The 19,508-nt window shown below is 46.9% G+C and carries 18 protein-coding genes, 1 tRNA gene and 2 riboswitches; of the genes, 15 read left to right on the top strand and 4 right to left on the bottom strand.

Annotation, left to right across the window (positions count from 1 at the left end; all coding sequences use genetic code 11):
• Positions 1 to 128: 128 nt before the first annotated feature.
• The 8 genes from ssuE (at position 129) to NST04_RS01120 (ending at position 6,679) form a co-directional block, all read left to right on the top strand.
• Positions 129 to 677, top strand: coding sequence for an NADPH-dependent FMN reductase (ssuE, locus tag NST04_RS01155; RefSeq protein WP_341182825.1), 549 nt, complete (start codon positions 129 to 131; stop codon positions 675 to 677).
• Positions 678 to 983: 306 nt separating this feature from the next.
• Entirely contained in the window at positions 984 to 1,241 is a 258-nt protein-coding gene (locus NST04_RS01150) for a hypothetical protein (protein WP_341182824.1), read from the top strand.
• Positions 1,242 to 1,300: 59 nt separating this feature from the next.
• Complete coding sequence (locus NST04_RS01145; protein WP_341182823.1) at positions 1,301 to 2,692, top strand: radical SAM protein; 1,392 nt, start codon at positions 1,301 to 1,303, stop codon at positions 2,690 to 2,692.
• Entirely contained in the window at positions 2,689 to 3,786 is a 1,098-nt protein-coding gene (locus NST04_RS01140; protein WP_341182822.1) for a radical SAM/SPASM domain-containing protein, read from the top strand. Before NST04_RS01145 ends, NST04_RS01140 begins: the two co-directional genes overlap by 4 nt.
• A complete protein-coding gene (locus NST04_RS01135; protein ID WP_341182821.1) occupies positions 3,762 to 4,532 on the top strand; it encodes an ABC transporter ATP-binding protein in 771 nt (256 codons plus the stop codon). Before NST04_RS01140 ends, NST04_RS01135 begins: the two co-directional genes overlap by 25 nt.
• 236 nt (positions 4,533 to 4,768) lie before the next feature.
• Positions 4,769 to 5,161: a hypothetical protein gene (locus NST04_RS01130; RefSeq protein ID WP_341182820.1), complete on the top strand. Its 393-nt coding sequence runs from the start codon at positions 4,769 to 4,771 to the stop codon at positions 5,159 to 5,161.
• 1 nt (position 5,162) lies between these two features.
• Positions 5,163 to 5,846 (top strand): hypothetical protein, encoded by a 684-nt coding sequence (locus tag NST04_RS01125; RefSeq protein ID WP_341182819.1) that lies wholly within the window; start codon positions 5,163 to 5,165, stop codon positions 5,844 to 5,846.
• Positions 5,847 to 5,863: 17 nt separating this feature from the next.
• Entirely contained in the window at positions 5,864 to 6,679 is an 816-nt protein-coding gene (locus tag NST04_RS01120; RefSeq protein WP_341182818.1) for a S41 family peptidase, read from the top strand.
• A 274-nt stretch (positions 6,680 to 6,953) separates the two neighbouring features.
• On the opposite strand, the gene nrdG is transcribed toward NST04_RS01120, so the two are convergent.
• Positions 6,954 to 7,481: an anaerobic ribonucleoside-triphosphate reductase activating protein gene (gene nrdG, locus NST04_RS01115; protein WP_341182817.1), complete on the bottom strand. Its 528-nt coding sequence runs from the start codon at positions 7,479 to 7,481 to the stop codon at positions 6,954 to 6,956.
• Positions 7,478 to 9,463 carry an anaerobic ribonucleoside triphosphate reductase gene (locus NST04_RS01110; RefSeq protein ID WP_341182816.1) on the bottom strand — a complete coding sequence of 662 codons (1,986 nt, stop codon included), beginning with the start codon at positions 9,461 to 9,463 and terminating at the stop codon, positions 7,478 to 7,480. The genes nrdG and NST04_RS01110 overlap by 4 nt, the downstream gene beginning before the upstream one ends.
• A gap of 309 nt (positions 9,464 to 9,772) precedes the next feature.
• Positions 9,773 to 10,003: riboswitch (cobalamin riboswitch) on the bottom strand.
• Positions 10,004 to 10,343: 340 nt separating this feature from the next.
• Between NST04_RS01110 and NST04_RS01105 the strand changes: the two genes are divergently transcribed.
• The 4 genes from NST04_RS01105 (at position 10,344) to NST04_RS01090 (ending at position 12,946) form a co-directional block, all read left to right on the top strand.
• Positions 10,344 to 10,652, top strand: coding sequence for an MTH1187 family thiamine-binding protein (locus NST04_RS01105; RefSeq protein WP_341182815.1), 309 nt, complete (start codon positions 10,344 to 10,346; stop codon positions 10,650 to 10,652).
• A gap of 47 nt (positions 10,653 to 10,699) precedes the next feature.
• Positions 10,700 to 11,479, top strand: a complete 780-nt coding sequence (locus NST04_RS01100) for a sugar phosphate isomerase/epimerase family protein (protein WP_341182814.1) — start codon at positions 10,700 to 10,702, stop codon at positions 11,477 to 11,479.
• A 98-nt stretch (positions 11,480 to 11,577) separates the two neighbouring features.
• Positions 11,578 to 11,649 (top strand) — tRNA-Thr (locus tag NST04_RS01095).
• A gap of 148 nt (positions 11,650 to 11,797) precedes the next feature.
• Positions 11,798 to 12,946: a hypothetical protein gene (locus tag NST04_RS01090; protein ID WP_341182813.1), complete on the top strand. Its 1,149-nt coding sequence runs from the start codon at positions 11,798 to 11,800 to the stop codon at positions 12,944 to 12,946.
• Here NST04_RS01090 and NST04_RS01085 read toward each other — a convergent pair.
• Positions 12,925 to 13,674 carry a YukJ family protein gene (locus tag NST04_RS01085; protein ID WP_341182812.1) on the bottom strand — a complete coding sequence of 250 codons (750 nt, stop codon included), beginning with the start codon at positions 13,672 to 13,674 and terminating at the stop codon, positions 12,925 to 12,927. The genes NST04_RS01090 and NST04_RS01085 overlap by 22 nt on opposite strands.
• 99 nt (positions 13,675 to 13,773) lie before the next feature.
• Here NST04_RS01085 and NST04_RS01080 point away from each other — a divergent pair, with 99 nt between their 5' ends.
• Positions 13,774 to 14,196 carry an ASCH domain-containing protein gene (locus NST04_RS01080; protein ID WP_341182811.1) on the top strand — a complete coding sequence of 141 codons (423 nt, stop codon included), beginning with the start codon at positions 13,774 to 13,776 and terminating at the stop codon, positions 14,194 to 14,196.
• 362 nt (positions 14,197 to 14,558) lie between these two features.
• On the opposite strand, the gene NST04_RS01075 is transcribed toward NST04_RS01080, so the two are convergent.
• Entirely contained in the window at positions 14,559 to 14,936 is a 378-nt protein-coding gene (locus NST04_RS01075; RefSeq protein WP_341182810.1) for a hypothetical protein, read from the bottom strand.
• 748 nt (positions 14,937 to 15,684) lie between these two features.
• Positions 15,685 to 15,778, top strand: a riboswitch (cyclic di-GMP riboswitch).
• Positions 15,779 to 15,860: 82 nt separating this feature from the next.
• Here NST04_RS01075 and NST04_RS01070 point away from each other — a divergent pair.
• Positions 15,861 to 17,990 carry a choice-of-anchor A family protein gene (locus NST04_RS01070; protein ID WP_341182809.1) on the top strand — a complete coding sequence of 710 codons (2,130 nt, stop codon included), beginning with the start codon at positions 15,861 to 15,863 and terminating at the stop codon, positions 17,988 to 17,990.
• Positions 17,966 to 18,880, top strand: coding sequence for an LPXTG cell wall anchor domain-containing protein (locus NST04_RS01065; protein WP_341185153.1), 915 nt, complete (start codon positions 17,966 to 17,968; stop codon positions 18,878 to 18,880). Before NST04_RS01070 ends, NST04_RS01065 begins: the two co-directional genes overlap by 25 nt.
• The last annotated feature ends 628 nt before the right edge of the window (positions 18,881 to 19,508 follow it).

Here is a 19,508-nt window from a genome sequence, read left to right as displayed (position 1 = left end):
GGTTTGCAAGCAGATATGGGGTTTGACAATATTCCTTGTACTCTGCTAGGATTATTACTAATTTAAAGTATTGGCGCCCGGCGAAACAGCCCGGCCCAGCCTATCATGCGGACGGAAGAGGTGCGGAAATGGCCAAAATAGTCGTAATTAACGGAACACCCTCCTTGGTCTCACGGATCAATGCCGTGATTGAATATGCAGAGGACGCTCTGCGGGAGCGCGGGTATGAAGTGGAGCGGATCAATGTGGCAGAGCTTCCGGCGGAGGATCTGATTCACACCAAGTTCGAGAGTGAAGCTATCGTCAAGGCGAACGGGCTCGTGGCAGAGGCCGATGCGGTAATTGTAGTCAGTCCGGTGTACAAGGCGTCTTATACGGGAGTGCTCAAGACCTTCCTGGATCTGGTACCGCAAAAAGGGCTGGCCGGCAAAATCGTGCTGCCGCTCTTCATGGGCGGAAGTCTCGCGCATCTGCTGGCGATCGACTATGCGTTGAAGCCGGTACTGTCCGTGCTTGGCGCCCGCTACATTCTTGGCGGCGTCTACGCCGTAGACTCCCAGGCGGTGCGAAATGACCAAGGTGTAGTTGAACTGGCGGAAGAGCTGAAGCTCCGCCTAGACAGTGTGCTGGAAGAGCTGGCGGAAGAGACGGAGCATAAGGTGGGGCGGAAATCTTAAGACAAAAAGCAAAAGAATTATAAATGGTAGTAAAGAACTCTTGCATATTATGCAAGAGTTCTTTGCGTCGGAAATCAAAACTTATAGTTCAGTAGATTGAAAATCTTTTTTTATTAAATATATATTTTAATATTTCAAACGAATAAAAACATAAATATTATAGTTAATAACATTATTTGTAAAATAGATAAAAAAGTCACATCTAAAAAAGTAGTTATATGTAATATTTGAGTTGTCTTTAACATTAAATGTATTTTTAAGGCAGTTAGGGAGGGCTAAGGGAATACATATCAAGGAGGTGAGAAAATGAATCAGGATGATTATTTCTCAATTTCTAATCTAGGTGAAGAATTTCAGATTGGTGAAAAAGAAGAAATTGCTGCATGCATAGCCTGTTTAGGATGTGCAGCTTGTGCAGCCTGTTTAGGGTGCGCAGTTTGTTTTGCATGTCTCATACTAGGTCCTGCAACTGCAATCGTTACTCTTGCGGCAGCGGGTGAAGTAACAACGGTTGCAACAGGTGCAAGTGCTGCTGCTGCGGTTGCCATCGGAGTAAATTCATAGGATCTAGAGGGGAGGGGAGAACGAAGAGCTTTCCTCCCCATTTTAAGGAGGATAATCGAATGAAGGGTATCCATTTTGAAAGCAGAAGGAAGAATAAATACTATTATGATGATGAAACCGGACAAATTGTCAGTGCTGATGATGATCCGGGATTACTCGTTCTAAAGGATAAATTTAATTTGCCGTCACAACAAAAAATTGAAAAAATTGAGAGTTCGCAGCTTAATCAATATTTGTACGTTGAAGCAAATGGATTCAAACAATTAATTCTGGAAATATCTTCAGCATGTAATCTTAGATGTAAATATTGTATCTATTCCGAGCACTATCCTTATACACGAGAACATGGAACAAGCAGGATGACTTGGGATGTTGCAAAAGCTTCAGTTGATTTTTATTATTATAATTTCAAAAAAATTTATGAGCGAAATCCGATGAGAAAAGCAATTATAAGTTTTTATGGGGGCGAGCCTCTTACAAATATCCCCTTATTAAAACAGGTCGTAAACTATATCAACCAGGAATATGGTGAATATGAGGTTCTCTATAATATTACAACCAATGGTCTTCTGCTTACACCTGAGATTCAAAAATTCCTTTTTGAAAACCACTTTTCTGTGCTTGTGAGCCTGGATGGATATCCTGAAAATCATAATAGAAATAGAGTAGATGTTAAAGGAAGAGATACGGCGGATATAGTTTTAAAGCATATCGATCAATTTAGGGGAACTTATCCAGATGCAAGCTTATCCATTGCAACCTGCTTTGATTATAAAACTGACTTTGAAGAAATGGCTGATTTCTTTGATAGTAATCAGTTATCTGTAATTCATACTGGTCAAGTTCAAACACAAAACAGTACGTATTATTCACAGTTTAACGAGTCGGACGAAATTGTTTTTTTTGAAAAATATAATAAGTTGAAGGAAGAGTTTTTTAAGAAGAGCGTTTCAAATGATATAGATAAAAGTAAATTTTTATATCGTTTTTTTGGGAGTATATACGCAACCCTTGCATTTCACCCAATGATTAGAGAGGCATCACCGTTAATTAGACCTTATACAGGAACGTGTGTACCAGGAGAAAAAATATATGTTACAACTGAAGGGAAATTTCAAATATGTGAAAAAATCAATAGTGCTTATGAAATAGGGAATGTTCATGATGGGCTGGATCTGGAGAGAATTACTAAAGTTTTGAATGACTATAATCAGAATATTTGTGTTCAATGCCAGGAGTGTCCCATATCTAGATTGTGTAATCTATGCTTTAAAAATTTTGAGACGGAGAATGGTTTCGAAAGTAACTCTGACATATGTCTGCAACAGAGAAAGACTATGGAAAACCTATTAGGCGAATTTGTAAGTATGCTGGAGGATAATCCTAGACTTTATGATGAAGTGACATCCGATTATTTTAAAACTATGAGTGAAGTAGGGGAGTGTATATGAGTTATTTTAAGTTGAAACCAGAGGTCTACTTAATTACTGGGAAAAAAAAATCAACATTGCATAACTTGGTAGATGAAAAGTTGCTTTGGATTGATAACCGTTTGGCGGAAGGCATTAGAAAGGCAGAAAGGGGGGAAGCCATAACAGAGCTTGAATTTGAGATGTTGAAATCATTTTTTGCTAAATATAACTGGGGAGTATTCTCCGACAAGCCTGTTTTTATGGATAAATTCAGATCTATCAATATATACAATGAGAAAAAAATGCACAAAAACACCCCTTTTATTGAGACTGCTACGCTACAGCTTACAAATGAATGCAATCTAGATTGTGAATTTTGCGGCAAACTTTTTTGCCCCAGCTGCAGAATAGTAGAGGAGAGAGAAGCAGCATTGAGTCTCGAAGACTGGATGCTGGTTGTAGATAAGCTAAAAGGATTTGGGGTGAAAACTATTCTGCTGACAGGTGGGGAGGTTGCGACAAGTCCTTATTTTAAAATATTGGCAGAATATGTTATTACTAATGGTATATCTCTTTCTGTCCATACTAATGGTATGGTGAAAAATAATGATTTGCCTGAAGACAGTCATCTTATTATATCTGTATTTCAGCGAAATCAGTTAGAACATATTATTAAAAAATACAAGAAGAAAAAATTGGTTTCCATTATTCTTTATGATTTGGTAAGTAAAGAAAAACCGAAATTGATTCCGGAATCCTGGCAAGTTGTTTTTTCAAGAACTAGCCCCATTCCTATTACCAACAAAAGTATGGTTAATGTGGATTTTGATTCGTTTTTTTCAAGGAAATTAGGGGATCACTGTCTTGATAAAAAATTATTGGTGACTTATGATGGTTCTATCTATCCTTGTATGGAATTGAGATACAAAGTTGGCAATTTCAAGAACAACGGATTTCATCTGGCAATACAAAAACTTGTATCAGAATACTGGAAGAAGGGTGTAGACAACTACAACAATAAATGTACCAGTTGTGAATTTCGTTATGCTTGCAGTTCTTGCTCATTTTTTGATACTGAGAATTGTCAATATGATTTGGAGGAAGGGAAATGGATATCGTCATTAACCAATTAAGTAAAACATTTGGATCATTCTCTGTTCTTGAGGATATTAATCTAACGGTTAAAAAAGGACAGGTTTATGGTTTGATTGGCCCAAATGGCGCAGGTAAAACAACCTTGACCCGAACTATTCTTGACATCTACAGACCAACGAGCGGAACGGTTATTGTTAATGGAGTAAACAGTATTGATTCTTCGTTTAATGAAATCAGAAAGCAAATAGGTTGTGTCCTTGATCAGTTAGGATTATATAAAGGCCTGACAGCATGGGAAAATATAGAGTTTTTTCATCGAGTGTTCTTTCCTAAAGCCTCCAGACAACAAAGAGAGAAAGACATCATTGAATGTATAAGAATGGTTGATTTGGAGCAGCACAAAGATAGCAAAATAACTTTTTTCTCCCGGGGGATGAGACAAAGACTAGCTTTGGCCAGAGCTTTTATCGGTAAGCCGCAATTATTAATTCTGGATGAACCGACCAGGGGGTTAGATGTGGAAGGTAATTATATGCTAAGAAAATACATTACAGAAATGAAACATAGAGGTCTAACTGTGTTAATCAATTCACATCATTTAAGCGAACTGAAAAAAGTTTGTGATCTGTATGGTTTTATTAAGAACGGGAAGATGATGGAGGAAGGGACCTACTCCGAACTTGCTTCAAAGTATCTTGCCGAAAATGAAGAAGCGGATATGGAAAAATTATATCGAATTATATTTGATATTGAAGAAATGAATGAAATGATGGAATCATCATGAGACTATTTCATAATCCGGTGCTTTGGCTTTGTATCAAAATGTTCAAGCGAAGATGGGTTACCTTTGTATTCTATTTCTTTATACTCATAAGCCTTCTCCAGATACAGACCTATTTTAAATCAATTGTGTTATTGCCTTATTTGTGCTTTCTTGCTGTGTTGAAAATGCTCAGTAATGAGTACTTGCGCGGGCATGAGGAGACGCTGGTCATTCTTGGATTCACGATAGAAAAAGTGTTGATCAAAACCGTTCAAGCTGTATTTCTTTGTTCTTTTTGTATGAGTATTGTAGCGATCCTGGTATCATTAACGATTTTATACAATACGGGTAACATGCCTGAAATAAATATCTTGGAAATTATGTTTATTGGCGGATTGTATATGCCGTTATTACCAGTGGGGAGATTCCTTCTTAAGAGGCTGATTTTGCATAAATCTAAAGGGGGCGGCGGCTGGAGTTATATAGTTGAAATTGGTCTTGCCCTTTTCATCGTACTCTTACATGAATTGCTTCCAGTGGTCTTTTGTTTAATAATTTTTCTTGTATCATCTATTCTTGTTCTTGGTTTCGAAAAGCGTCTTTTTCCAAAACAGGAATGGAATATGTACTTTGAAAGGAGTATGAGATAGAATGAATGCTCTTTTATGGAAACGGTATAAAGAGATACGGAAAAATAAAATAAAATTGTTCATTGCTCTTGTTTTTCCGATTATTTATTTCATCTTATTAAAGGTTTTCTCCGTTCCCGACTATATAATAGTATCCTATTTCTCAATGTCGTGTATGTTAATTGGGAATCTGGCGCATTGGAACGTTGAGGATCTGGTGCATGGTGAAACTTTGCTGACAACTCCCCTGACACCGTTTAAACTTTGGCTTGCCAATTGGATGCTTGTAACCATATCAGGATTTATCATTGCACAACTGTATTTACTAATAATTTCACTTGGAAGCCTAATGTTTGAAGGACGACTTTATTCGGTTTATCTTCACCATTTTGGGAATAATATTTCTATTTCTTTTCTAGGATTTTCACTCCTGGCCGCAGCGACAGTACATAATGTGGATTTTACCAAATGGAAGCAATATTTGACTAGTGTGTTCAGTATATTTAATTTTGTGTTTCCTTTTGCCCCCTTTCTATTTGCTCATTATTTGCCTACAAGTGTTATATTCACCATAGAAGCAGTAGCTTTAAGTACATTATTGATAGCCTGTTCCTTATTTATTGCCAGAAGTGCAAGAAGGGAACGATTAGTCATGAACATTCAGAAGCTCTCTGAAGCTTACGAAGTTCAACTGATCAATGACTGAACAAGGGGGGGCAAACGATGTTGTTTTCGCATAAAAATCATGATGAATTAGAGATAATTAAGGATTGTCTGGAATATTATGAGTTGAATGACCTGTTCCTAAATCAAGATCAGCGTTACCAATATTTAAAAATGGAGCTGCTCAATTCAAATGTAGTGGACTTCAAGGCATTTAAAGAGTTTATTCAAAATACCAGGGGGAATAATTATACTGATTTTCTAATAGGAACAGCCTATTCAAATAGCATTAATATAAAAGAGCATAAGCATTTCGAGTATAGATTGTTAGAAGAATTTCTTTACATAAAATTTTCATTTTTCACAAAAAAATCAGTTGAACAGGCTTTAAAGATCATAAATCAGTATAAAGACCGGCCATATTTAATTTTAGATTTAAGAAATTCTCCAGGTGGATATATTGATGCATGTATGGCTTTCTGCAGATTTTTCATAAAAGATATAAAGGAGCTAGTCACCCTTTACTATAAAAATAAAAATACAACTTATTATTCAGAGAATAGGACACCCGTAGGGTTCAAGAGAATAAATATCTTTGTTAACGAACAGACAGCTAGTTGTAGCGAAATTACTGCCTTGACATTAAGGACAAATTTGGATTCGGTTCGGCTGATTGGTGGAAGAACAAAAGGAAAAGAGTGTGGCCAGGAAATCATCGTAAACAAGTCTAAAAAGTTTTCTTTAATTATAGCCTCTTTTATTTGGAAGTGTGAGAATAATGGGATTAAAGAACTTCAACAATTAATTCATAACGATGTTGAGGATTCAGTGCAGTTTGTTACAGAAGATGATTTTTTCAGTACGGTATTAATTTAATTAGGGGGGATCTTTTGAGTGATAAAATAAGCGGTTTAGTCTGGTTACTTGTCGCATACTTGCTTATAATGGTGGCTGGTTTGATAGTCGGTAAAAGAAATGAGACCTTTAAGACCGAGATGAAGAAGACACTATTAACTATTGGTGGAATTTTTTTGATTGTTGGATTTTTCGTACTATTCATATTTTAAATTTGTTTATTGTTAAAACTATAAAATAAAAAAGGCACTAAGCACCCGGATGCGGGCGTTTAGTGCCTTTGTTTTTTACAGAATTATACCCCTTGAAAGCTCAGCTCTGGCTCCCACAGAACCACCCTATCTCCCGCCAGACTCGCCGGAATATCGATAATCCGCTGGTTGCTGCTTCCCCGGTAGGAGAGGGTAAGGTCTTTGAGCTCTTCGACGAACCGTCCGTCGATCACGACCTGGCACAAGGCCAGCAGCTTCCATTCCGCAGAGCCCGGTGAAGCCGTAAGCTCCTCGTACGTATAGCCGGTATAGATCCATACCGGGAAGTCCGGCAGCTCGGCGCGCAGCTCATGAATGAAGCCAGCAGCCTCCTCAGCCGAGAAAAAAGGGTCCCCGCCCGCCAGCGTCAAGCCGTCCAGCAGCGGATTGCCTGCAATCTCCTCTATGATCTCCCGCCGCCGCTCCGGGGTGAAGACTTCCCCGAAGTTAAAGTTCCAGGTCTTCGGGTTGAAGCAGCCCGGGCAGCGGTGGCGGCAGCCGCTGAAGAAGAGGACGGCCCGCAGGCCTTCCCCTTCATTGATCGACTCCGGGTAATATCCGCAGATGTTCATAGATGCTTAACACGGTCCCGGACTTCGGCTTGCTTGGCGGCATTGAAGCGGGTCTGATAGTCACCGGTCAGATACCCGGTAACCCGGCGCAGACGGCGGATATGGGTGGTATCCTCATGGGCATTGCAGGTCGGGCAATTCGTGCCGATGACCCCTTCATAGCCGCAGCCGGAGCAGCGGTCAATCGGATGGTTAATGCTGAAGTAGCTGATGTCCTGCTCCAGCGCGTATTTGATGATTTTGACGAAAGCTGACGGGTTGCTCCGGGCATTGCCGTTCAGCTCGACATAGGAGATCGCTCCGGCGTTGCAATATTCATGGAACGGAGCTTCCAGGCTAATCTTCTTGGCTGCGCTCAGTTCATGGTAGACCGGAATGTGGAACGAGTTCGTATAGTATTCACGGTCGGTTACGCCAGGGATAGAGCCGAGCACGTTGCGGTCGATCTTCGTGAACTTGCCGGAGAGACCTTCGGCCGGTGTTGCGAACAAGGTGATGTTGAGGTTAAGCTCCTCGCTCTTGCGGTCGCAATATTCACGCATGTGGCGGACGATGGCTACAGCCTTGGCGTGAATCTCCATATCTTCGCCGTGGTGCTTGCCGTACATAGCTTTCATGCATTCTGCCATTCCAATGAAGCCCAGCGACAGACTGCCGTGCTTCAGCAGTTCGCCTACGCTGTCATCAGGGGCAAGCTGCTCGCCGCCCTCCCAGACGCCTTCACGCATCATGAAATCGGAGGCTTTGGCCTTCTGGGAAGCCTGAATACGGAAGCGGTGCAGCAGGCCGTCGAGCGCAATATCCATATAGTGAGTGAGGTCATCGAAGAACCCTTCTTCATCAGCAGCGAGACGGCGGTTGGTTATCGTGCCGTGGGCCAGACCAAGACGCACCAGGTTGAGCGTGTTGAAGGACAGGTTGCCTTTGCCGGAGCAGTGGTTACGTCCGAAGCGGTCGCCGAGCACACGGGTGCGGCAGCCCATGGTAGCGAATTCGGTATCCGGGTCAGCCGGATCATAATATTGCATATTCAACGGAGCGTCCAGGTTGGCGAAGTTCGGATACAATCTGCGCGCCGAGCACTCGGCTGCCTTCAGGAACAGCTCGTAGTTAGGATCACCCGGCTGCTGGTTGATGCCTTGCTTACATTTGAAGATCTGAATCGGGAACACCGGCGTCTCTCCGCTGCCCAGTCCGTTCATGGTGGCCGTCAGCAGCGAGCTGATCACAAGCTGGCCCTCCGGGGAGGTACAGGTGCCGTAGTTGATGCTGGTAAAAGGAATCTGTCCGCCGGAGCGGCTGGACATCGTATTCAGGTTATGTACCATACTCTCTGCGGCCTGCAGAGTCTCGCTCTCTGTCTCCTTAAGGGCAAAACGGAAGGCGCGCGGATACTGCTCAGCCAGATCGCTGCGGCTCATCGTAATCTCCCCAAGCTCAGACACTTCTGCATTCTCCTCGAAATACTCCAGACCTTTGCGGAAGAGCTTGGAGAAGGATTTGGTAACATAAGGGGCCAGATCATAATCCAGCTTGTTGGCGGATACGCCGCCGTATTGCGCATTCTGCTGTGACTGGAAAATAATCGCCACCAGCGACATCGCCGTCATAATCGAGTTGGGAGGCCGTACACTGCCGTTGCCGGTATTGAAGCCTTCACGGAGAAGCCGTTCGAACGGAATGAAGATGCAGTTCGTGGTTCCAATGGCGTATTGATCAAGGTCATGTACATAGACGACATTATCCAAGGTAGCCTGTACCAGCTGTGGCGGCATGGTGAAGTTGCGGGCATACCATTTGGAGTATTCACTGCCGAACTTGCTCATTTTGCCGGAAAAGCTCTCCCCGTTCAGGTTGGCGTTCTCGCGCAGCAGATCCAGATCCCGGCTGTCGATAATATCCCGTCCCAGATGAATGACCTCTTCCAAAAGATCCTCCTGTGCAGCTTGTCCTTCGTTATAACGTTTCTCCAGCAGTGTCATTATATAACTCTCTCCTCTCGGGTATTGTAAGCGTTAAAAAAGCACCTCCGGCCGGGAAGGCCGGAAATGCCCGAATGCAGGATGCAAAGCTCCGGAAAGCGGAAATTTGCCTGTGGTCTGGGTGGAATATACGAGCAGACAAGGGGCGAATAGCTTTCGCCCGTTCTTGTATATTCCGCAGAGCCGATACCTGAAGATAATCCGCGATCATCCTCAGGTATCGGCAGCCTCTGGCCCGATTGACGGAAGGCTAACTCTGCTATGGCAGGCCGCATACGGACACCTCCCCTGTTCCTCGCAGGAGTCTAAGCGGTGCCACCGAAACAGGCAGGTCTCCTGGCTTCCGGCAACTCCTCCGGCGCCTTCCCGGGGGGCTTATTCTGCCCCTTAGTGGCAATTAGCCGGAGAATGCGGCCCTGGGCATCGCACCCTGGGAGCATCCGGTTACAGTGGCGGGACCGCAGCGGCTTTGCACCGCGCTTCCCTATTAAGTCTCACCTCTATTACTAGGGGTGAAACACCTGTTTCTACTATATTTTGATATCGTTCAATAAACGTACCGCAATATATTGTGTTTGTAAATGTTTTTTTGCAATCCCGCACGGGGAGCGGGTTCGGCGCTTTTACTCACAGCTGATCCACAGTTAGTCCACAGGTAATCCACAACTTTCCTCTAAATCTGCCTTGAATTTTTCATAAATTCTCCGAAAATACGCCACAAAGAATCCATAAATAGAGTGCGTCTAATCCTCGTAATCTTTTTAACGAATATTGAGAGAGTAGCGGGGCGGGCAGGGGATTTGTGGGAAGCTTGGCGAAGCGGTACAATAAGAGGATAATCAGGGGGCAGGCAGATCAGATAATCAGGAGGGTGATTACGATGGCAATTGGCGAAGTGACCGTTATTCCGGTTGGCACAGGCAGTACCAGCCTCAGCAGCTATGTGGCCGAGATGCAGCGCGTGCTGGAGACGGTGGAGGGCATAACCTACGAGCTTACTTCCATGGGAACGATTATTGAAGGGCCGGTAGCGCGGATTCTGGCTGCGGTAGAAGCGCTGCATGAGTCGCCGTTCACCGCCGGGGCGCAGAGAGTCTCAACCTCGCTCAAGATCGACGACCGGCGCGACAAGCCCTCCACCAGCCGCAGCAAGCTGGAATCCGTGGAGCGCAAGCTGCAAGGAGAGTAACCATTATAGTATCTAATCAGAATTAACCGATAAGGAGCGGATTCTTCATGACAGAAGCAGCACAGCAGATCGGAATTCAAATGTATACATTGCGTGACCAGACGGAACGCGATTTCCTCGGTACACTGGCCAAGGTGGCAGAGATGGGGTACCACGCAGTGGAATTCGCCGGTTATTTCGGTGTATCTGCAGGGGAACTGCGCCGTAAGCTGGATGAGCTTGGCCTGGCTGCCCCTTCGGCGCATGTAGGCCTGGACTTCAGCAGTCTGGATAAGATGGAACAGGCATTAGCCAAAGAGATTGAATACGGTATAGAGCTCGGACTGCAATATATGATCACCCCGTCGGCACCGCTTCCGCCGAACCCTTCCATAGAGGATGTAACAAGAATCATTCCATTCCTGGAGAAGGCTTCCGCGATGGTCCGGGCGGCAGGGATGCAGTACGGTTATCACAACCATGATTATGAATTCGCAGAGGTTGACGGCAAGGCGGTCATCGATATCTGGCTGGAGCAGATTCCTGCGGAGCAGATGCTGGCAGAGTTCGATCTGGGCTGGGTATACAGGGGCGGAGCTAACCCGGCTCAATATGTATCACGGTACGCCGGACGTGTTCCGCTGGTCCACATTAAGGATTTCGGAGCAGACAATGAGGAGACTGATCTTGGAAAGGGAGAGGTAGATTTCCGGAGCGTCTTCGAGATCGCGGAACAGAGCGGAATTCTCTATTATATTGTAGAACAAGAGGCTTATGAGGTATCCTCCCTAGCAAGCGCTAAGCTCGCGCTGGATTATTTCCGCGGGCTGGGACTGATGCACGGCTAATGCACGGCTGAGGATACAGCAACCAGCGGAAAAAGGGGTTGCGTTTTCCGCTGGAAGAGTTATAATATTTTTTGTTTGGCAGACACAGAGGTCTGTAGGCTGGTGTAGCTCAGGGGTAGAGCAACGCACTCGTAATGCGTAGGCCGGGGGTTCAATTCCCTTCACCAGCATCTTAACAAAGTCGATAGTGGCGCGGGTTTCCGGTTTTTTGGAACTGCGCCTTTTTTCTATGCAAGCATCAACATCTACCATTCTTCTACCCTTTAGTTAAGTAGAGTGGGGAGCATATGGTTGGATGCTAGGAGGCAAGGATCTTATATGGGAAACCGGACATTCCTGGTTGTTACCAGTGCCGATACAGAGTGGATTGATTATGAGAATACAGCTTTCGAGACGAATAATTTTCTCGCTCCAGTATGGTTTTGTCTGGTCAGCCAAGACCAGTTTCAGCGCTATAGCAGCCAGCTTATGCAAGCTTGGAGCAAGATTCAACCCCATATGGACCAACCGGATGTGGAGGATTTGCCGGAGTGGGAACATTTTTCCGAGGCCTTCCAATGGCAGATTCCATGGGCGGATGCTGCAGAGCAATTGCGCCTGAGTTTACCGGGCACGCTGGCCCGTTTCCCGGCGCTTGCCACTCCTGTACAGGAGTGGCTGGAAACCTTATCGACCCATGTACAGCGTTATTCTGCTGCCGTTATTCATCTGGAGCTTTCGCAATATTTCTCGTTCACGGGCGATCCTGCCCTATATCTGAGAGATATTCAAGAGTACGTTACCCTCTGGCAGTCGCCGCAACCCTCGCAGGAGAAGGTCTGGCAGGGAGCAGCCGATAACTTTTATATGCTGAGTGGGGAGCATTTGCCATGGAGAGAACGAACGGCGGCTCAACCGGAGCAAGCTACCGATATTCAGCCAGCACAGTCCATTCCTACAGCATCCGGGAAGCGCCAGTCCAAATGGCGGCAGGAGCTCTACATCTGGTTACTTGCGATTCTATCCGCAGCCCTCTTATTTGCCGTCTATGTCAAGACCTCCAGGGGTTGGTTGGCGGTGCTCTGCTTCTTCATCCCCTCTCTGAGTATCGTTTTGTGGAATATAATTATCGGTCGTAAACAAACCTCCCGCCATCAGCTCGAAGCGGCTAGGACCTTGAAGAGGAACAGTCCCCCTTCTGATGCTGTGCTCAGAATTGAGTATTTCGACGGGCGTTCACCTATTGGGGCGGATGGCATGGAAATGGGTCCTTCGGAGGATAAAGCGTTACCGGATCTTATCCCCTGGCTGCAAATCCTGCAAGCAAAGGTGCTTTCATCTCATGAGGTTGAGCTCATCGTTTCTGCTAACCATTCACCAGTTGCTACCTTACAACTTCATTTGAGGCTGGATGAACAGTTGGATGCCAAGGCTATCGTATCAGCGGTTAATGCGATGGTGTTGGCTCATGACAAAGCATTGGTATGATTACATTCACTAACCGGCTTAGTGGCATCTCCCTGGTCGTTAGTACACCAGGATTGGGATTGGAAGGCCAGGAAGATAGCCACCCATCTGTTCGTGTTCTGGAAATGAATAAGCACTCCGCCGTCCTGCCATGTACCATTTTCTCGGGCGTACCCGCCCGCATTGCCTTGATTCATGTGGATATTATGAACGCCCTGTCCAGGAGAGAAGCCGAAGTATTTGTCGGGTTTATCCACAGGCCCCCAAGGTTCGCCGAACGCATACAGGGTGGCCCTCTGCTTGTGTGCTTCCTCGATGTAAGAGGTTATTTTGTCATAGAGATTATTGTGAGGATCGCTGTCCTCCAGTTCATTCCCGCCTGTATTAGGCAGAGCCACCATCTTGTTAGGGATCACGAGGTTTCCCCGGATGTAGTCAAGGGCAAGGCTCCGGTTCTCCCTGGTGATCTTCGTGAAGCCGGACTCAAGCTTGAGCCAGTGGGCTGTTTCTTCCGATTTTAAATCTTCGCCCACATAATAAAGTACCTGATTGGCAGTGTCTTCCGGTAAATGCTCGGCTTTATTGCTTGATTGGATGTTGATGGCTAATCTATACTTTTTGTGGTCATCGTCTTCAACGTCAACCAGCACCTGGATATGATTGTTTTTGTAGCCTAGCTTATATATGGTATTCTCATTGGATAATTTGCATTTTAATACCCCATACCCTTGATCTAATCCGTTACCCATCGCTCATCAGTCCTCCTTCATAGCTATTATTCTTTCCCATAGGAGGCCATAGTAATTCTTAGTAAAAAGTTGATCAAGATAAGGAGGCAAGCTGCACCTATGAAATGCCTAACCATTCGCCAGCCGTGGGCCACCTTAATTGCGCTGGGAGAAAAACAAATCGAAACCCGGAGCTGGCGGACCGCTTACCGGGGGGAGTTAGCCATTCATGCCGGGATGCAGGTGAATAAGGCGATCTGCCGGACGGAGCCGTATCAGTCGTTGCTGGCCCGTCACGGCTACACTGCGGACAATCTGCCAACCGGCAGGATCATTGCGGTCAGCCGCCTTGCGGATTGCTGTGAGGTGACGCCGGAGCTTGCGCAGCAAGGCTGGCCGGGTGGCAATGAATATGTATTCGGCAATTATGCCGAAGGAAGGTATGCCTGGAAGCTGGAGGAAGTTGTTCCGCTGGTACATCCTATACCTGCTAAGGGACGTCTGGGTTTCTGGGAATATCCTGTGCTGGAAGAGGAATTGTGAATTTCTTGCCGGCATTTTGAAGAAAAATTGCTCTGGATTGGTTATCAGCTGGTATAATTGGGATATTCGGCGGGAAATCTTCCTATATATAAGGATAGTTGTGCTCTGAGGCGGTCTACCGCTGGAGAGGGGCAGAAATGCCGGGAAGGAGCGTATGCATAATAGATGGGAAGCCTTCTAATTGCATGGCTTTGTATGCTTTGTTTGTTTCTTGCGTTCCGGGATCAGGTGAGCCGGAGAATCCTGTATCCGGTAGCTGTGGTGGTTATATGCGGCACGTTAGGGTATTGGACGTTGTTAATGTAACCGCATCCGGGTGATCATTTCATGCAGAAGTCTGCCGCTTGCGGCAGGCTTCTTTGTTAGCTCTGCTTCGGGCCCTGCTCCGTCTTCTCCATACCCAGATATCTGCGCATATGCAGAGTGGCCTGGGCGGCAATCACATCATCCAGCAGCAGCATCCGCTCGTGATAACCCCTGCAGACGAATCTGGCTTCAACGCCCGCCTCCAGCCGCTGCTGTTCATAGACCTTCAGACCACGGGCGCGCATCCCGGCACGGGTCTCCCGCAGATCGGCAGAAGCGGCATGGACGGCCCTCTGGATCACCTCCAGATAAGGCGCAGGCGTGCGCAGCTCTGAGGATATAGCAGAAGCATCGCGCTCGAAGGCGGATAGAATAAGCGGCAGCAAAATATAGGATTTGACCAGCAGGTTATCCTGGCTCTCTGCTCTGTGCATCCCTCTCAACTCCTTGAAGAGAACGTATATTCGCATTGTAACTCACCTTTCAAAAATTAATCAATGGGTTTTATAAATTAACTTAAATAATGTGATATTTTTCACAAAAAAATAGAACGAATTATTATATATTAAAATTGAAATAATAAAGATTGAAAAATAAATCAGCTCAAAGGAGAATGGCAATGAGTCATGAAGGAAGTCTCCGCCGTGGTTTGGTATTCGGGATCATTCTAAGTGTTCCGCTATGGGTATCGATGATTGGCTGGATTCAGCTATTCGGGTCTGCCTAGGCGACATTTTATTCAAAATATATGAATTCTATTAGCAGGTGTCGTCCCTATGGGCGGCACTTTTTTTAGAGCTGACATGCCCGCAAATAGGTAAAATTGCATTGAATAGGAGCGGACAGTAAGCCGAGACGGGGTGAGACTAATAAAATAGGACAAATGCATCAAATTTTAATAATATAAATTCATATAATTATAGAGAAGAGAGATAAACGGCTGCAGCCAATTCTCTGATTTCTCGACTTTTTTCGTCGGCGGCTAAAAAGAGACTCGCCCATAAACCCTTATGGTACAAGGGTTAAATGAGGAGTCATCGCGAAAATAATTTCAAGAAATATACTGGGAATGGATTGACAATAGGGTGGGCGAGCGGATAAACTGAAATTAGTACAAAAGTAACAAATGTCATAGACTCAACAACGAATTTACATAAGCAAATCACAATTTCATACCGAAATCATGTACAAACGCAAACCGTATCGAAAGAACGGGACGCAAAGTCAGGAATCTACTGTCTCTATAAGTTGAGGCTAAGGTCGTCCGGCCGCCGTGAAGCTAACCCTTCGTGGCGGTCTTTTTTGTTGTTATAGTCGCGTGACAGATTCATAGAATAGTAACTAGGAGGTGTGGACTATTGAAAAAAAGAGTACGTAAAACAGCCGCCATCATAATGGCGGGCCTATTGACCTTATCCAGTACCTTTACGTGGGGGACAGATGTTAGAGCAGCTTCAGGGGTACCGTATACTCCAACACCGGTTTTAGGAATCGCAGGGAATTTTAATGCTTTTATTCTCGGGGATTTTACGCAAGGCAATGATCAGATTGAAGGCCGCCTGGCAGCGGCAGGGAACATTACCCTCACCGGAGGTTACGGGGTAGCCAGAGCATACAGGGATGCTGCGCCGACGGATGTACTTGTGGCCGGCAAGAATTTTGTACATTCAGGCAGTGGAGAGATCTATGGAAATGTGGTATTTGGGGATAGCTTTACCGCCAATGAGCCTGGTGTCAACATCAAAGGCGGGAAGAAAAATGCCAGCCCGATTGATTTTGCCGCCGAGCAGCAGATGCTGATCTCCCGATCTACAGAGTATGGGGCCTTGGCCGATACGAAATCGGTAGCCAATAACTATGGGACACTAACCATAAATGCGCCGGATGCCTTCAATGTTGTTCATCTGGATGCCCCGACTCTGGCAAAAACAAATAATATCCAGTTTAACATTGCCCCGAACGCTACGTTGATTATTAATATTAGCGGGTCTACAGTCAATGTGCCTAGTTTTGCAATGAATAACGGCAGAGCCAGTCAAGTGTTGTTCAACTTTTACGAGGCTTCTGAGGTGAATATCGCTTATACCTCTTTCTATGGTAGTATTCTCGCCCCCCAAGCGGATGTTCATTATGCCGGAGCAGAGCTGTACGGGACCCTGATTGCAAAATTTTTTAGCGGCGGGGTTGAGATGCACCTTGGAATGTACGAGGGAGAGGGGCCGCCGCCGAGTCCGACGCCGACCGCAACGCCGACACCTAGTCCATCACCGACACCAACGGCTACACCAACGCCGACAGTGAAACCTACACCGACAGTAACGCCAACACCGACAGTAACGCCTACACCGACAGTGAAACCAACACCGACGGTAACACCGACTCCAACAGTAACACCGACACCGACAGTGAAACCAACACCGACCATAAAACCATCACCTACACCTGTGTGCACTCCAACTCCAAAGCCAACGCCAACAGTGAAGCCGACGCCAACGCCAACTGTGAAGCCGACGCCAACACCAACCGTAAAGCCGACGCCAACACCAACAGTGAAGCCGACGCCAACACCGACAGTGAAGCCGACACCAACACCAACAGTGAAGCCGACACCAACGCCAACTGTGAAACCAACACCAACGCCAACAGTGAAGCCGACGCCAACACCAACTGTGAAACCAACACCAACGCCAACCGTGAAGCCGACGCCAACAGTGAAGCCGACGCCAACGCCAACAGTGAAGCCGACGCCAACACCAACCGTGAAGCCGACGCCAACACCAACAGTGAAACCGACGCCAACACCAACAGTGAAGCCGACGCCAACACCAACGGTAAAGCCGACGCCAACACCGACAGCGGTGCCAACACCAACAGTGAAGCCAACACCAACGCCGACCGTGAAGCCAACACCAACGCCGACAGCGGTGCCAACACCAACACCAACAGCAGTACCGACACCAACGCCAACGGCAGTGCCAACACCAACGCCGACAGCGGTGCCTACGCCAACACCAACGGTAGAACCTACACCAACGCCGACAGCAGTACCGACACCAACACCAACAGCAGTACCGACACCAACGCCAACGGCAGTGCCAACACCAACGCCAACGCCGACAGCGGTGCCTACGCCAACACCAACGGTAGAACCTACACCAACGCCGACAGCAGTACCGACACCAACACCGACAGCAGTACCGACACCGACGCCAACGGCAGTACCGACACCAACGCCAACGGCGAGCCGACACCAACGCCGACAGCGGTACCAACACCGACGCCAACGTCAGAGCCGACACCAACGCCGACAGCGGTACCAACACCGACGCCAACGTCAGAGCCGACACCAACGCCAACGGCAGTGCCAACACCGACACCGACGCCAACGGCAGTACCGACACCAACGCCAACGGCAGAGCCGACACCAACGCCGACGGCCGAGCCGACACCAACGCCGACAGCGGTGCCGACACCAACGCCTACGGTAGAACCAACACCGACGCCAACGGCCGAACCAACACCGACGCCAACGTCAGAGCCGACACCAACGCCAACGGTAGAGCCGACACCAACACCAACGGTAGAACCAACACCGACGCCGACAGTAGAGCCAACACCAACGCCGACGATAGAGCCAACACCGACACCAACGGTAGAACCGACGCCGACGCCAACGGTAGAACCAACACCGACGCCAACGGTAGAACCGACGCCTACGCCGACAGTAGAGCCAACACCAACGCCGACGGTAGAGCCAACACCGACACCAACGGTAGAACCGACGCCGACGCCAACGGTAGAACCAACACCGACGCCAACGGCAGAGCCGACACCAACGCCGACGGTAGAGCCAACGCCAACACCGACGGTAGAGCCAACGCCGACACCAACGCCGACACCGACACCAACACCGACGCCGACACCAACACCGACACCAGAGCCAACACCGACACCAACGCCAGATCCGACACCAGTAACAACGCCAGCGCCAACATCGCCGCCGTTCAGTTTCCCTCCAGTGCCTACGCCGACTCCGATCATCGGATTTATCGTGAGTAATGATGTGGTTGTGAATGATGATCCGTTGCCGCTTGGACCTGTAGCAACTCCGATAGCTACCACAGTACCGGCCCCAACGCCGACACCGGTTGTAGCAGTTGCGCCAATAGCAGCAACACCGGAGCCAACACCGTCAACGGAACCGGCACCCGATGTAGTCCTTATTGATGATGAAGTTCCTCTAGGCGGTGTGCCTGTGGATGGAACTCTGCCGAAGACGGGTGAATCCAGTCCTGCACCTTATTATTTTGCCGGTTTGGCACTCGCGGGTCTGGGCTTGATTCTTAGAAGAACCACCAGAAACAGCACACGTAAGTGAATCACCGGAACTGAGATTTATATAAACAAACGATGACCCTGTAATTTGACAAGGGCTGCTTTCGGAGAAGAAGTTCTCCTGGAGCAGCCCTTTTTTCGTTGTTCAGGAAATTATGATTTACGTCCAATGAGGATAAGTTGTGCATAAAGTTGGGGATAAGTGTCTTGGAGCATCGGCAGGATGACTATATTCTGGATCAGTAATAGGAATGACTTCGCTAATTTCACCGAACACATGGACAGGCGTGTGGGCCGAATGTGGTCAAAAAACCGACCACATTCAATGCGGCGGAGGCGTGTGGGCCGGATATGGTCGAAAAACCGATTACATTCGGTGCGGAGGAGGCGTGCGGAACCGGATATGGTCGAAAAACCGATTACATTCGGTGAGGCAGAGGCGTGTGGGCCGAATATGGTCGAAAAACCGATTACATTCGATGAGGCAGAGGCGTGTGGAACCGAATATGGTCGAAAAACCGATTACAATGGCGATACCGCAAGCCTTTTGTTCCTTTTGATACTTAAACAGCGGAGCGTGCTCCCAAGCGTCGCCGTAATTCATACATGAGCCGTTACTGTTACTGTAGAGAAAGAGGTTCGACTGAATCTTGCCTTAGCCCCGGCTGAAT

It is taken from the genome of Paenibacillus sp. FSL H7-0756 (assembly GCF_038006765.1).
Lineage (GTDB): Bacteria > Bacillota > Bacilli > Paenibacillales > Paenibacillaceae > Paenibacillus_AQ.
This window is presented reverse-complemented; position numbering and strand designations above follow the sequence as displayed.

Coding starts and splice junctions, on each gene's coding strand:
- ssuE (WP_341182825.1), top strand. CDS start 129: ATGGCCAAAATAGTCGTAATTAACGGAACACCCTCCTTGGTCTCACGG.
- NST04_RS01150 (WP_341182824.1), top strand. CDS start 984: ATGAATCAGGATGATTATTTCTCAATTTCTAATCTAGGTGAAGAATTT.
- NST04_RS01145 (WP_341182823.1), top strand. CDS start 1,301: ATGAAGGGTATCCATTTTGAAAGCAGAAGGAAGAATAAATACTATTAT.
- NST04_RS01140 (WP_341182822.1), top strand. CDS start 2,689: ATGAGTTATTTTAAGTTGAAACCAGAGGTCTACTTAATTACTGGGAAA.
- NST04_RS01135 (WP_341182821.1), top strand. CDS start 3,762: ATGGATATCGTCATTAACCAATTAAGTAAAACATTTGGATCATTCTCT.
- NST04_RS01125 (WP_341182819.1), top strand. CDS start 5,163: ATGAATGCTCTTTTATGGAAACGGTATAAAGAGATACGGAAAAATAAA.
- NST04_RS01120 (WP_341182818.1), top strand. CDS start 5,864: ATGTTGTTTTCGCATAAAAATCATGATGAATTAGAGATAATTAAGGAT.
- nrdG (WP_341182817.1), bottom strand. CDS start 7,481: ATGAACATCTGCGGATATTACCCGGAGTCGATCAATGAAGGGGAAGGC.
- NST04_RS01110 (WP_341182816.1), bottom strand. CDS start 9,463: ATGACACTGCTGGAGAAACGTTATAACGAAGGACAAGCTGCACAGGAG.
- NST04_RS01105 (WP_341182815.1), top strand. CDS start 10,344: ATGGCAATTGGCGAAGTGACCGTTATTCCGGTTGGCACAGGCAGTACC.
- NST04_RS01100 (WP_341182814.1), top strand. CDS start 10,700: ATGACAGAAGCAGCACAGCAGATCGGAATTCAAATGTATACATTGCGT.
- NST04_RS01090 (WP_341182813.1), top strand. CDS start 11,798: ATGGGAAACCGGACATTCCTGGTTGTTACCAGTGCCGATACAGAGTGG.
- NST04_RS01085 (WP_341182812.1), bottom strand. CDS start 13,674: ATGGGTAACGGATTAGATCAAGGGTATGGGGTATTAAAATGCAAATTA.
- NST04_RS01080 (WP_341182811.1), top strand. CDS start 13,774: ATGAAATGCCTAACCATTCGCCAGCCGTGGGCCACCTTAATTGCGCTG.
- NST04_RS01075 (WP_341182810.1), bottom strand. CDS start 14,936: ATGCACAGAGCAGAGAGCCAGGATAACCTGCTGGTCAAATCCTATATT.